The organism is Citrobacter tructae (assembly GCF_004684345.1).
In the GTDB taxonomy this organism is placed as follows: Bacteria; Pseudomonadota; Gammaproteobacteria; order Enterobacterales; family Enterobacteriaceae; genus Citrobacter; species Citrobacter tructae.
Genome location: NZ_CP038469.1, coordinates 3,750,793 through 3,763,365, shown reverse-complemented (window position 1 = coordinate 3,763,365; position 12,573 = coordinate 3,750,793). Strand labels below are relative to the sequence as shown.

At 53.8% G+C, this 12,573-nt stretch carries 11 protein-coding genes; 8 read left to right on the top strand and 3 right to left on the bottom strand.

Features of this window, described 5'->3' with window-relative positions; translation table 11 throughout:
- Positions 1-90 precede the first annotated feature (90 nt).
- Entirely contained in the window at positions 91-1,713 is a 1,623-nt protein-coding gene (pckA, locus tag E4Z61_RS18600) for a phosphoenolpyruvate carboxykinase (ATP) (protein WP_135324043.1), read from the top strand.
- A gap of 66 nt (positions 1,714-1,779) precedes the next feature.
- Here the strand turns inward: pckA and envZ are convergent, their stop codons facing one another.
- A complete protein-coding gene (envZ, locus tag E4Z61_RS18595) occupies positions 1,780-3,132 on the bottom strand; it encodes a two-component system sensor histidine kinase EnvZ (protein ID WP_135324042.1) in 1,353 nt (450 codons plus the stop codon).
- Positions 3,129-3,848, bottom strand: coding sequence for an osmolarity response regulator transcription factor OmpR (gene ompR / locus E4Z61_RS18590; protein WP_001157751.1), 720 nt, complete (start codon positions 3,846-3,848; stop codon positions 3,129-3,131). Before ompR ends, envZ begins: the two co-directional genes overlap by 4 nt.
- Positions 3,849-4,074: 226 nt before the next feature.
- On the opposite strand from ompR, the gene greB reads away from it, so the two are divergent.
- The 5 genes from greB (at position 4,075) to feoC (ending at position 10,169) form a co-directional block, all read left to right on the top strand.
- Complete coding sequence (greB, locus tag E4Z61_RS18585; protein WP_005121627.1) at positions 4,075-4,548, top strand: transcription elongation factor GreB; 474 nt, start codon at positions 4,075-4,077, stop codon at positions 4,546-4,548.
- A gap of 96 nt (positions 4,549-4,644) precedes the next feature.
- A complete protein-coding gene (locus E4Z61_RS18580; RefSeq protein ID WP_135324041.1) occupies positions 4,645-6,981 on the top strand; it encodes a Tex family protein in 2,337 nt (778 codons plus the stop codon).
- A 375-nt stretch (positions 6,982-7,356) separates the two neighbouring features.
- The gene (feoA, locus tag E4Z61_RS18575) at positions 7,357-7,584 is read left to right on the top strand and encodes a ferrous iron transporter A (RefSeq protein WP_045448450.1); all 228 of its coding nucleotides are present in this window, start codon (positions 7,357-7,359) and stop codon (positions 7,582-7,584) included.
- An 18-nt stretch (positions 7,585-7,602) separates the two neighbouring features.
- Positions 7,603-9,921, top strand: a complete 2,319-nt coding sequence (gene feoB, locus E4Z61_RS18570; protein WP_135324040.1) for a Fe(2+) transporter permease subunit FeoB — start codon at positions 7,603-7,605, stop codon at positions 9,919-9,921.
- Positions 9,922-9,932: 11 nt separating this feature from the next.
- The gene (gene feoC / locus E4Z61_RS18565) at positions 9,933-10,169 is read left to right on the top strand and encodes a [Fe-S]-dependent transcriptional repressor FeoC (protein ID WP_003023516.1); all 237 of its coding nucleotides are present in this window, start codon (positions 9,933-9,935) and stop codon (positions 10,167-10,169) included.
- 59 nt (positions 10,170-10,228) lie between these two features.
- Here feoC and bioH read toward each other — a convergent pair whose 3' ends face one another.
- Positions 10,229-10,999 (bottom strand): pimeloyl-ACP methyl ester esterase BioH, encoded by a 771-nt coding sequence (gene bioH / locus E4Z61_RS18560; protein WP_135324039.1) that lies wholly within the window; start codon positions 10,997-10,999, stop codon positions 10,229-10,231.
- 37 nt (positions 11,000-11,036) lie between these two features.
- Between bioH and gntX the strand changes: the two genes are divergently transcribed.
- Positions 11,037-11,720: a DNA utilization protein GntX gene (gntX, locus tag E4Z61_RS18555; RefSeq protein WP_135324038.1), complete on the top strand. Its 684-nt coding sequence runs from the start codon at positions 11,037-11,039 to the stop codon at positions 11,718-11,720.
- 58 nt (positions 11,721-11,778) lie between these two features.
- Positions 11,779-12,354 carry a Fe-S biogenesis protein NfuA gene (gene nfuA, locus E4Z61_RS18550; protein WP_045448462.1) on the top strand — a complete coding sequence of 192 codons (576 nt, stop codon included), beginning with the start codon at positions 11,779-11,781 and terminating at the stop codon, positions 12,352-12,354.
- Positions 12,355-12,573 lie beyond the last annotated feature (219 nt).

Genomic DNA, 12,573 nt, shown 5'->3' with positions numbered 1-12,573 from the left:
GATGCGTAAATCTATGAGCCTTGTCGCGGTTAGCAATCCCTAAAAAACCTTACTATTCCAGGTAATACATATTGGCTAAGGAGCAGTGAAATGCGTGTGAACAACAGTTTAACCCCGCAAGATCTCGAGGCTTATGGTATCAATGACGTTCAGGATATCGTTTACAATCCAAGCTACGATCTGCTTTATCAAGAAGAACTTGATCCAAACCTGGAAGGTTACGAGCGCGGCGTATTAACGAATCTGGGCGCCGTTGCTGTTGATACCGGTATCTTTACCGGGCGTTCGCCAAAGGATAAGTACATTGTCCGCGACGACACCACGCGTGATACGCTCTGGTGGTCCGACAAAGGTAAAGGTAAGAACGACAACAAACCGCTCTCCCAGGAAACCTGGCAGCACCTGAAAGGATTAGTCACCCAGCAACTCTCAGGCAAACGTCTGTTTATTGTTGATGCATTCTGCGGCGCGAACGCCGACACCCGTCTTTCTGTGCGCTTTATTACCGAAGTCGCTTGGCAGGCGCATTTCGTTAAAAATATGTTCATCCGTCCGAGCGATGAAGAACTGGTTGATTTTAAACCTGATTTTATCGTGATGAACGGCGCAAAATGCACCAACCCGCAGTGGAAAGAACAGGGACTCAACTCTGAGAACTTTGTGGCTTTCAACCTGACTGAACGCATTCAGTTAATTGGCGGGACCTGGTACGGCGGCGAGATGAAAAAAGGGATGTTCTCCGTCATGAACTACCTGCTGCCGCTGAAAGGCATTGCTTCCATGCACTGCTCGGCAAACGTCGGCGAAAAAGGCGACGTGGCAGTCTTCTTTGGCCTGTCCGGCACCGGTAAAACCACGTTGTCTACCGATCCGAAACGTCGCCTGATTGGCGATGATGAGCACGGTTGGGACGACGATGGTGTGTTCAACTTTGAAGGCGGCTGCTATGCGAAGACTATCAAGCTGTCTAAAGATGCAGAGCCGGAAATCTACAATGCAATTCGCCGTGACGCACTGCTGGAAAACGTCACCGTACGCGAAGATGGTTCCATCGATTTCGATGACGGTTCCAAAACCGAGAACACCCGCGTTTCCTACCCGATTTATCACATCGATAATATCGTTAAGCCAGTGTCAAAAGCGGGCCATGCAACGAAGGTTATCTTCCTGACCGCCGACGCCTTTGGCGTTCTGCCACCGGTATCTCGTCTGACGGCAGATCAAACTCAGTACCACTTCCTGTCTGGCTTCACCGCCAAACTGGCCGGGACTGAGCGCGGCGTGACTGAACCGACCCCGACGTTCTCTGCCTGCTTCGGCGCAGCCTTCCTGTCGCTGCACCCGACGCAGTACGCTGAAGTGCTGGTGAAACGCATGCAGGCTGCTGGCGCACAGGCCTATCTGGTCAACACCGGCTGGAACGGTACCGGCAAACGTATCTCCATTAAAGATACCCGTGCCATTATCGACGCCATCCTGAACGGTTCTCTGGATAACGCAGAAACGTTCAGTCTGCCGATGTTTAACCTGGCGATCCCAACTGAACTGCCGGGCGTGGATACTCGCATTCTCGATCCGCGTAATACCTACGCATCACCGGAGCAATGGCAGGAAAAAGCCAATGCGCTGGCGAAACTGTTTATCGAGAACTTCGAGAAGTACACTGATACACCAGCGGGTGCAGCATTGGTTAGTGCCGGTCCGAAGCTGTAACGAATATTGCCGAATCAGGTAGTTAAGCAACAGCAACAAAAAGGGAGGCATTGTGCCTCCCTTTTTTTAAACGTCTTTAGTTGTACCCGGTACGCGGGAGACCGGAACCGGAAGCCAGGCACGGATCGACAGCCCACCGCGTTCGCTGGTGCCAATTTCCAGCATACCGTTATGGTTATCGATGATACGCTGCACAATCGCCAGACCCAGACCAGTACCGCTGGTACTGCGGGCGCTGTCGCCGCGAACAAACGGCTGGAACAGGTGCTTACGCTGCTCCGGCTTGATGCCCGGACCATCATCCTCCACCTGGAACCAGGCACGATGCGGTTCTGTGCCGCTACTAACCTTAATCCAACCATTACCGTAACGAGCAGCGTTAACCACCATATTGGCGACCGCACGTTTGATCGACAGCGGATGCATCTTCACCTGAATGAGCCCAGGCTGCAGCGCAGTATCAATTTCACGTTCGTAACCGCTTTCTGCGGCAACCACTTCACCTAACACCGAGTTCAGATCCGCCATCTCCATCGGCATTTCCTGACCGGTACGCAGGTAGTCGATAAACTGTTCGATAATGGCATTACACTCTTCGATGTCCTTATTGATGGACTCCGCAAGGTAGCCATCCTGTTCGCTCATCATCTCTGTCGCCAGACGAATACGCGTCAGTGGCGTACGTAAATCGTGGCTCACTCCGGCCATCAGCAGCGTTCGGTCATCGGCCAGTTGCTTCACGCCCGCCGCCATATGGTTGAAGGCACGGGTCACCGATCGCACCTCAGAGGCGCCATATTCGCGCAGCGGCGGCGGAATAATGCCTTTACCCACCTGTAACGCCGCATGTTCCAGATCCACCAAGGGTCGGTTCTGGATACGAATAAACAGCCACGCGCCGCCTATAGCCAGCAGCATGATCGCCAACGTATAGCGGAACAGCGGCGAGAAATCGCCCTGATGAATTTCAGTGAGAGGAACGCGAACCCAAATGTTCGGAGACAGCCAGGTTTTCAGCCACACGACCGGCGAGCTTTTGTTAACCTCAACGCGAACTTCCGTCGGGCCACCGAGCTGCTGCGCCATCTGATGGCTTAAGAATTCATAGTGTTGCGCCCAACGCAGTCCAGCTTCTTCAGCGGCTTCGTTGGAATAGAGGGAAATTCCCAGCTCACGGTAAATTTCCCGGCGGAATGCGGGAGGCACAACCAGCTGTGTACCGTCCTCCAGTTGCAGTTTATCGGTCATCAGCATACGAACTTCGTAGGCCAGGACCTTATTAAACTGCTGGAGGCTCGGCAGGATCGCGAAGTTCAGCACCACCAGATAAGTCGTCACCAGGCTGGCAAACAGCAAGGTGACGATGAGCAATAACGTGCGAGCAAACGAACTTCGTGGCGAGAAGCGCATTCGCCTCATGCTTTAGAACCGTCCGGGACAAAGACGTAACCCAGACCCCATACGGTCTGAATGTAGCGCGGATGTGCCGGATCTTCTTCCACCATACGACGCAGACGGGAAATCTGCACGTCAATGGAACGTTCCATCGCGGAGTACTCGCGGCCACGGGCCAGGTTCATCAGCTTATCGCGGGACAGCGGTTCACGCGGGTGGCTGACCAGCGCTTTCAGCACCGCAAATTCACCACTTGTCAGCGGCATAGGCTCATCTTCACGGAACATTTCACGGGTGCCGAGATTCAGCTTGAACTTACCGAAAGCAATAACCGCTTCTTCCTGAGAAGGCGCGCCCGGCAGTTCGTTCGCCTGGCGGCGCAGTACGGCACGAATACGCGCCAGCAGTTCACGTGGGTTAAACGGTTTCGGAATGTAATCGTCAGCGCCGATTTCCAGCCCGACAATACGGTCAACCTCTTCACCCTTCGCCGTCACCATAATGATTGGCATCGGGTTGCTCTGGCTACGCAGGCGGCGGCAAATCGACAGACCATCTTCACCTGGCAGCATTAAATCCAGTACCATAAGGTGGAAGGATTCACGGGTCAGCAGACGATCCATCTGCTCAGCGTTTGCGACGCTTCGAACCTGGAAGCCCTGCTCGGTCAGATAACGTTCCAGAAGCGCGCGCAGGCGCATGTCGTCATCGACCACCAGAATCTTATAGTTCTCTTGCATTGTTATTACTCCCAAAGGTTCGCAACAATTGTAAGTGTGTATTCTTAAGAAAGCTCACCTGAGTAACCAGCAAATTCTGGTATGAATTCCAGGCTAAATTGTTACAAAGCATATTAAACAGCAGCTTAAGTATACAATGTTTCTCGCAATACATTATTTATTCTGTTGATATGCTCACGTAATACTAATTGTGCGCATCATCACAGAATCAAGGTAAAACAATAAGATGAAAACGCCCCTGATAACCCGTGAAGGGTATGAAAAACTCAAACAAGAGCTGAATTATCTCTGGCGTGAAGAGCGCCCGGAAGTCACCAAGAAGGTTACCTGGGCCGCAAGTCTGGGCGACCGCAGCGAAAATGCCGACTACCAGTATAATAAAAAGCGCCTGCGTGAGATCGACAGGCGTGTCCGTTATTTGACCAAATGCATGGAGAATCTGAAAATAGTCGATTACTCCCCGCAACAGGAAGGCAAAGTGTTCTTTGGTGCATGGGTCGAAATTGAAAATGATGATGGTGACATCCGCAAATTTCGCATTGTCGGCTACGATGAAATCTTTGGCCGTAAGGATTACATCTCTATCGACTCGCCGATGGCGCGCGCCTTGCTGAAAAAAGAGGTCGGCGATCTCGCAGTGGTGAACACCCCTGCTGGCGAAGCAAGTTGGTATGTGAACGAGATTGAGTACGTTAAATAAGACGGAACAATCTGAAGCCCCTGCTGATGACTGGCATTTTTGCCAGTCAATCCGTATAACTATCCCCTGATTTTTATCCTAAAGACGAAGCTATCCATGATGAATGATTCTTTCTGCCGCATTATCGCAGGTGAAATTCAGGCTCGTGCTGAACAGGTAGAAGCTGCCGTTCGCCTGCTTGATGAAGGGAACACCGTGCCGTTTATCGCACGTTATCGTAAGGAAATCACTGGCGGTCTGGATGACACGCAGCTGCGTAATCTGGAGACCCGTCTGGGATATCTGCGGGAACTGGAAGACCGCCGCCAGGCGATCCTCAAATCTATCGGCGAGCAAGGCAAACTGACCGACGACCTGGCGAAAGCAATCAACGGCACGTTAAGTAAGACCGAACTCGAAGACCTCTACCTGCCGTACAAACCTAAACGCCGTACCCGTGGGCAAATCGCCATTGAAGCAGGCCTTGAGCCTCTGGCTGATCTGCTGTGGAACGAACCCTCCCACGACCCGGAAACCGAAGCCGCAAAATATCTCAATACCGAAAACGGCGTGGCGGATACCAAAGCCGCTCTCGACGGCGCGCGCTACATCCTGATGGAGCGTTTTGCCGAAGATGCCGCCCTGCTGGCAAAAGTCCGTGACTACCTGTGGAAAAATGCCCATCTGGTCTCCACTGTGGTGAGCGGGAAAGAAGAAGAAGGCGCAAAATTCCGCGATTACTTCGATCACCATGAGCCGATCTCCACCGTTCCTTCTCACCGCGCGCTGGCGATGTTTCGCGGGCGTAACGAAGGTGTGCTGCAGCTTTCTCTGAATGCCGATCCACAGTTCGATGAGCCGCCAAAAGAGAGCCATGGCGAGCAGATAATCCGCGATCATCTGGGCCTGCATCTGAACAACGCGCCAGCAGACAGCTGGCGTAAAGGCGTTGTCAGCTGGACATGGCGCATCAAGGTACTGATGCACCTTGAAACTGAACTGATGGGCACCGTGCGCGAACGTGCGGAAGATGAGGCCATTAACGTCTTTGCCCGCAATCTGCACGACCTGCTGATGGCTGCCCCAGCCGGGCTGCGTGCCACTATGGGTCTCGATCCGGGTCTGCGTACCGGTGTAAAAGTGGCGGTGGTTGACGGTACCGGCAAGCTGGTCGCTACCGATACCATTTATCCGCACACCGGCCAGGCCGCCAAAGCCGCCGTTGCGGTTGCCGCGCTGTGCGAAAAATACAACGTTGAGCTGGTGGCGATTGGCAACGGTACGGCATCGCGTGAAACCGAGCGTTTCTTCCTCGACGTGCAGAAGCAGTTCCCGAACGTCACCGCACAAAAAGTGATCGTCAGCGAAGCCGGTGCGTCGGTGTACTCCGCTTCCGAGCTGGCGGCGCTGGAGTTCCCGGATCTCGACGTTTCACTGCGCGGTGCGGTATCTATCGCCCGTCGTCTGCAGGATCCACTGGCCGAGCTGGTAAAAATCGACCCGAAATCGATCGGTGTCGGCCAGTATCAGCACGACGTTAGCCAGACTCAGCTTGCCCGTAAACTGGATGCGGTGGTGGAAGACTGTGTAAACGCCGTCGGCGTTGATCTGAATACCGCTTCCGTTCCTCTGCTGACTCGCGTGGCCGGTTTGACCCGCATGATGGCACAGAACATTGTCGCCTGGCGCGATGAGAACGGTCAGTTCCAGAACCGTCAGCAGTTGCTAAAAGTCAGTCGTCTGGGGCCCAAAGCCTTTGAGCAGTGCGCGGGCTTCCTGCGCATCAACCACGGCGATAACCCGCTTGATGCCTCAACGGTTCACCCTGAAGCCTATCCGATTGTGGAACGTATTCTGGCCGCCACCGAGCAGTCGCTGCGCGACCTGATGGGCAACAGCTCCGAATTGCGCAATCTAAAAGCCTCTGACTTTACCGACGAGCGTTTCGGGGTGCCGACCGTCACCGACATCATCAAAGAGCTGGAAAAACCGGGTCGCGACCCGCGTCCTGAATTTAAAACGGCACAGTTTGCTGATGGCGTAGAAACCATGAACGATCTGCTGCCGGGGATGATTCTGGAAGGCGCAGTCACCAACGTCACCAATTTCGGCGCGTTTGTTGATATCGGCGTTCATCAGGACGGTCTGGTGCATATCTCTTCATTGTCGAACAAGTTCGTCGAAGATCCACACACTGTGGTGAAAGCGGGCGACATCGTAAAGGTAAAAGTGCTGGAGGTTGATCTGCCGCGTAAGCGTATCGCCCTGACCATGCGTCTAGACGAACAGCCGGGTGAAACCAATGCCCGTCGTGGCGGCGGCAGTAACGAGCGTGTGCAGGGTACCCGCCCGGCACCGAAAGCTGCGAAACCTCGTGGTCGTGAAGCGCAGCAGTCAGCCGGTAACAGCGCGATGATGGATGCGCTGGCAGCTGCAATGGGTAAAAAACGCTAAGTTTAAACCGTGTGCCGGATTGTGGTGTAAACTCCCTGTCCGGCATATTTCATATATTATCTTCTCTCTGCCACCTTATATTTATCACTTCATTAACAGATGAAACCTTAATTAAACATTAAGATCCCCAATAATTACTTCCGCGAATCCTTCGTTCCCAACCAGAATAAATATTGAGGAATATCAAAATTGGCTCAAATTATTATCCAATTGTACATTCCGTCACACTTATTCTATTGAAGATAGAAACCATTCTCATTATCATTGATTTGTTGGTTATTTACTCTTTCCTTACGTTGGCTAATCATCTGGTCTCATGCCGCCCTGTCGCCCCATGAGGTAATCATCCAGTTAGCGAGATATAAGTAGGTCCCTATGCAATTCACTCCAGACACTGCGTGGAAAATTACCGGTTTTTCTCGTGAAATCAGCCCGGCGTACCGTCAGAAGCTTTTATCGCTCGGCATGCTACCAGGCTCATCGTTCAATGTGGTTCGCGTCGCCCCGTTAGGCGATCCTATTCATATTGAAACACGCCGAGTAAGCCTGGTGCTGCGGAAAAAAGATCTGGCGTTATTAGAAGTGGAAGCGGTTTCCTGTTAATACAGTGAGTCTATAAAAATGAAAAAACTAACCATTGGTTTAATTGGTAATCCTAATTCCGGCAAGACAACCTTATTCAACCAACTCACCGGCGCGCGTCAGCGTGTGGGTAACTGGGCTGGCGTTACCGTCGAGCGTAAAGAAGGTCATTTCTCAACCACGGACCATCAGGTCACACTGGTCGATTTACCCGGCACCTATTCCCTGACGACGATCTCATCGCAGACCTCTCTCGATGAGCAAATTGCCTGTCACTATATCTTAAGCGGCGACGCTGACCTGCTGATCAACGTGGTCGATGCCTCAAACCTCGAGCGCAACCTCTATCTGACGCTGCAACTGCTTGAGCTGGGCATCCCCTGCATCGTCGCACTGAACATGCTGGACATTGCTGAGAAGCAGCAAGTCCGTATTGAGATCGACGCCCTTTCCGCCCGTCTTGGCTGCCCAGTGGTTCCGCTGGTCTCTACCCGCGGTCGCGGTATTGAAGCGCTGAAGCTGGCAATCGATCGCTACAAAGAAAACGACACCGTCGAGCTGGTACATTATGCCCAGCCGCTACTGCGTGAAGCCGAGTCTCTGGCAGACGCGATGTCCAAAGAGATGCCGCTGAAACAGCGTCGCTGGCTCGGCCTGCAGATGCTGGAAGGCGATATCTACAGCCGCGCCTACTCAGGTGATGCGGCGCAAAATCTCGATGCTGCCATTGCACGTCTGAGCGAGACAATGGACGATCCAGCGCTGCATATTGCCGATGCGCGCTATCAGTGTATTGCCGCTATCTGCGATACCGTCAGCAACACCCTGACCGCGGAGCCAAGCCGCTTCACCACCGCAGTCGATAAGGTCGTCCTTAATCGCTTCCTCGGCCTGCCGATTTTCCTGTTCGTGATGTACCTGATGTTCCTGCTCGCCATTAACATCGGTGGCGCACTGCAGCCGCTGTTTGACGTTGGGTCTGTCGCGATCTTTATCCATGGTATTCAGTGGATTGGCTACACCCTGCACTTCCCGGACTGGTTAACTATCTTCCTGGCACAAGGCCTTGGCGGCGGGATTAACACCGTGCTGCCGCTGGTGCCGCAAATCGGCATGATGTATCTCTTCCTCTCCTTCCTCGAAGACTCCGGCTATATGGCGCGTGCCGCGTTTGTGATGGACCGTCTGATGCAGGCGCTGGGATTACCGGGCAAATCGTTTGTGCCGTTGATTGTCGGCTTTGGCTGTAACGTCCCATCGGTAATGGGCGCACGCACGCTGGACGCCCCGCGTGAACGTCTGATGACCATCATGATGGCGCCGTTTATGTCATGTGGCGCACGTCTGGCGATTTTCGCCGTGTTTGCCGCGGCATTCTTTGGTCAAAACGGCGCACTGGCGGTCTTCTCGCTGTACGTACTGGGTATCGTCATGGCGGTACTGACTGGCCTGATGCTCAAGCACACCATCATGCGTGGCGAAGCCACACCGTTCGTGATGGAACTGCCGGTTTACCACGTGCCGCACGTTAAAAGCCTGGTCATTCAGACCTGGCAACGCCTGAAAGGCTTTGTCCTGCGTGCTGGTAAAGTCATCATCATCGTCAGTATTTTCCTCAGCGCATTTAACAGTTTCTCCCTGAGCGGAAAAATCGTCGACAACATTAACGACTCAGCCCTGGCCTCCGTCAGCCGCGTCATTACCCCGGTGTTTAAACCGATCGGCGTACACGAAGATAACTGGCAGGCCACCGTGGGTCTGTTCACTGGTGCGATGGCGAAAGAAGTGGTTGTTGGTACGCTGAACACCCTTTATACCGCTGAAAATATTCAGGAAGAAGAATTCAATCCGGCAGATTTCCACCTCGGCGACGAACTGCTTGGCGCAGTAGATGAAACCTGGCAGAGCCTGAAAGATACCTTCAGCCTGAGCGTTCTGGCTAACCCTATCGAAGCCAGCAAAGGCGATGGTGAGATGGCAACCGGCGCAATGGGCGTGATGGGCGCGAAATTCGGCAGCGCTGCCGCCGCGTACAGCTACCTGATTTTCGTGCTACTGTATGTACCGTGCATTTCGGTGATGGGGGCTATCGCGCGTGAATCCAGCCGTGGCTGGATGGGCTTCTCCGTTCTGTGGGGTCTGAATATCGCCTACTCGCTGTCGACACTGTTTTACCAGACCGTCAGCTACAAAGAGCACCCGACCTACAGCCTGGTGTGCATTTTAGCCGTTATCCTGTTTAACATCGTGTTACTGGGAATGCTGCGCCGCGCCCGCAGTCGGGTAAATGTTGAACTGCTGGCAACCAATAAAACGGCGAGCGCCTGCTGTGCCAGCACCACCGGCGATTGCCACTAGGGCTGTAAACGATGGCATCGCTTATTCAGGTTCGTGATTTACTGGCTCTGCGGGGGCGTATGGAGGCGACGCAAATCAGCCATACGCTGCACACCCCGCAGCCGATGATTGACGCCATGCTGAATCAGTTAGAAAAGATGGGTAAAGCCGTGCGTATTCAGGAAGATGCCGACGGGTGTCTTTCTGGAAGCTGCAAAAGTTGCCCGGAAGGCAAAGCCTGCCTGCGCGAATGGTGGGCTTTGCGTTAATTATTGCTATTTGCCGGATAAGGCGTTCATACCGCCATCCGGCACTTCAGATACGACAATTACAACTGCTGCTTCAACGCCACCAGCGCGGCACAGAATTCAGCAGGATGCGAAATAAATGGCGCATGTGCGGCTTTGGCAAAGACCAACGACTCACTCTGCGGCCACAGCTCATCCAGCAGCGGCACCACTTTACGCGGCACCAGCCCATCAAGATAACCGTACAACCGCAGGAAAGGCATGTTCACGGAGCACAGTTGCTCCCGCAGATCGACAGTTTTCAGGATCTCCAGTCCGCCATTGAGCACCTCGACTTCCGGCATCGGTAATGCCAGCACCGTTTTCTTCAGCGCTCGCGCATCCTGACGCGCCGTTTCCGTACCCATGGTTTGCAGCGCCAGGAAACGTTCCACCGTCCGCTGGAAATCTTCACTAAGCTGTTGCTGGAAGCCCGCCAACACTTCAGGCTTAATGCCCGGCCACTCATCGCGAGCGCTAAAGCACGGCGAAGATGCGACGGTAACCAGTGCCTGAACGCGCTCAGGATGCGTTAACGCCACCTGACTCGCCACCAGCCCACCCAGACTCCAGCCCAGCCAAACCGCGCTCTCGGGGGCCTGCTGCAAAACGCGCTCCGCCATTTCTTCCAACTGCATCGCGCCAAACCCCTGGCTGCGCCCAAATCCCGGCAAATCGACCAGGTGCAGCGTGAAATGCGAGCTAAGTTCCTCACTTATGCAATGCCAGACTTCCGCATTCAGTCCCCATCCGTGCAGCAGCACAAGATGGCAATTTCCCGAGCCACGGGTCTGCCACCAGATGTCATTCATCAGTTAATGTTCTCTTTTGACCAACAAGGATGAACCTATGCTAACAGTACCAGGATTGTGCTGGCTATGCCGAATGCCGTTAATGCTCGGGCATTGGGGGATCTGTTCTGTGTGTACACGGGCAACACGCCATCATGTCTGTCTGTGCCCTCAGTGCGGACTGCCCGCGGCCCACCACAGCATTCCCTGCGGACGCTGCCTGCAAAAACCGCCGCCGTGGCAGCGGCTGGTCACGGTCAGCGACTACGCTCCGCCACTGAGCGGACTTATCCACCAGCTCAAGTTTTCCCGGCGCAGTGAAATAGCCACCGCACTCTCGCGCCTGCTGTTACTGGATGCATTGCAGGCTCGTCGCTCCAGTGGGTTTCCTTTGCCAGACAGACTCATCAGCGTCCCGCTCTGGCAACGCCGCCATTGGCGCAGAGGATTTAACCAAAGTGATTTACTGTGTCGCCCATTGGCGCACTGGCTGGGCTGCGACTGGGACGGCCAGTCCATCACGCGGATTCGACCCACCGCTACACAGCACCATCTCAGCGCCCGATTACGCAAACGTAACCTGAAAAATGCTTTTCGCCTTGAATTGCCGGTACAGGGACTCCATATGGTTGTTGTGGATGATGTCGTCACTACCGGAAGTACCGTCGCGGAAATCGCGCAGCTGCTTTTGCGCAACGGCGCGGCGACTGTCCAGGTATGGTGCCTGTGTCGAACCTTGTAGAGCCTCGATGATGGGCGTATTATAACCAAGTAAAATAGTCAACTATTAGGCCATTACTATGATCCATATTTCCGATGCTGCACAAGCGCACTTTGCCAAACTGCTGGCAAATCAGGAAGAAGGGACACAAATCCGCGTATTTGTGATTAATCCCGGCACGCCTAACGCTGAATGCGGCGTTTCTTATTGCCCGCCGGACGCCGTGGAAGCAACCGACACCGCCATCAAATTTTCCCTGCTGACCGCGTATGTTGATGAACTGAGTGCACCGTACCTGGAAGATGCTGAAATCGATTTCGTTACTGACCAGTTAGGCTCCCAGCTGACGTTGAAAGCACCTAACGCGAAAATGCGTAAAGTGTCTGATGATGCACCGCTGATGGAACGCGTGGAGTACATGCTGCAGTCGCAGATTAACCCGCAGCTGGCCGGTCACGGTGGTCGTGTCACCCTGATGGAAATCACCGACGAAGGCTACGCCATTCTGCAGTTTGGCGGCGGCTGTAACGGCTGTTCAATGGTTGATGTCACGCTGAAAGAAGGCATCGAGAAACAGCTGCTGGGTGAATTCCCGGAACTGAAAGGCGTTCGCGATTTAACCGAACACCAACGTGGCGAGCACTCTTACTACTGAGCCCCGTTTGTATTTGCCCGGTGGCATTTTGTTCACCGGGTCGACATTCCCCCGCACGTACCTTGCAACATCCCCCTTTATAATTTGACCTGCATCTCATAATTTAAATTTTGCCTGCCCAGGTGATTTTCAACCACCACATGTTACCCGTATCATCCACACAAGCACCAAGGGCACCCATAACAGCCAGCTAAACTAAGTCGTTTTGAAGGCAATCAG

Bases quoted from the DNA above. Each gene is read 5' to 3' on its own strand.
- ompR (WP_001157751.1), bottom strand. From the start codon at position 3,848: ATGCAAGAGAACTATAAGATTCTGGTGGTCGATGACGACATGCGCCTG.
- gntX (WP_135324038.1), top strand. From the start codon at position 11,037: ATGCTAACAGTACCAGGATTGTGCTGGCTATGCCGAATGCCGTTAATG.
- nfuA (WP_045448462.1), top strand. From the start codon at position 11,779: ATGATCCATATTTCCGATGCTGCACAAGCGCACTTTGCCAAACTGCTG.
- feoB (WP_135324040.1), top strand. From the start codon at position 7,603: ATGAAAAAACTAACCATTGGTTTAATTGGTAATCCTAATTCCGGCAAG.
- greB (WP_005121627.1), top strand. From the start codon at position 4,075: ATGAAAACGCCCCTGATAACCCGTGAAGGGTATGAAAAACTCAAACAA.
- envZ (WP_135324042.1), bottom strand. From the start codon at position 3,132: ATGAGGCGAATGCGCTTCTCGCCACGAAGTTCGTTTGCTCGCACGTTA.
- E4Z61_RS18580 (WP_135324041.1), top strand. From the start codon at position 4,645: ATGATGAATGATTCTTTCTGCCGCATTATCGCAGGTGAAATTCAGGCT.
- feoA (WP_045448450.1), top strand. From the start codon at position 7,357: ATGCAATTCACTCCAGACACTGCGTGGAAAATTACCGGTTTTTCTCGT.
- pckA (WP_135324043.1), top strand. From the start codon at position 91: ATGCGTGTGAACAACAGTTTAACCCCGCAAGATCTCGAGGCTTATGGT.
- feoC (WP_003023516.1), top strand. From the start codon at position 9,933: ATGGCATCGCTTATTCAGGTTCGTGATTTACTGGCTCTGCGGGGGCGT.
- bioH (WP_135324039.1), bottom strand. From the start codon at position 10,999: ATGAATGACATCTGGTGGCAGACCCGTGGCTCGGGAAATTGCCATCTT.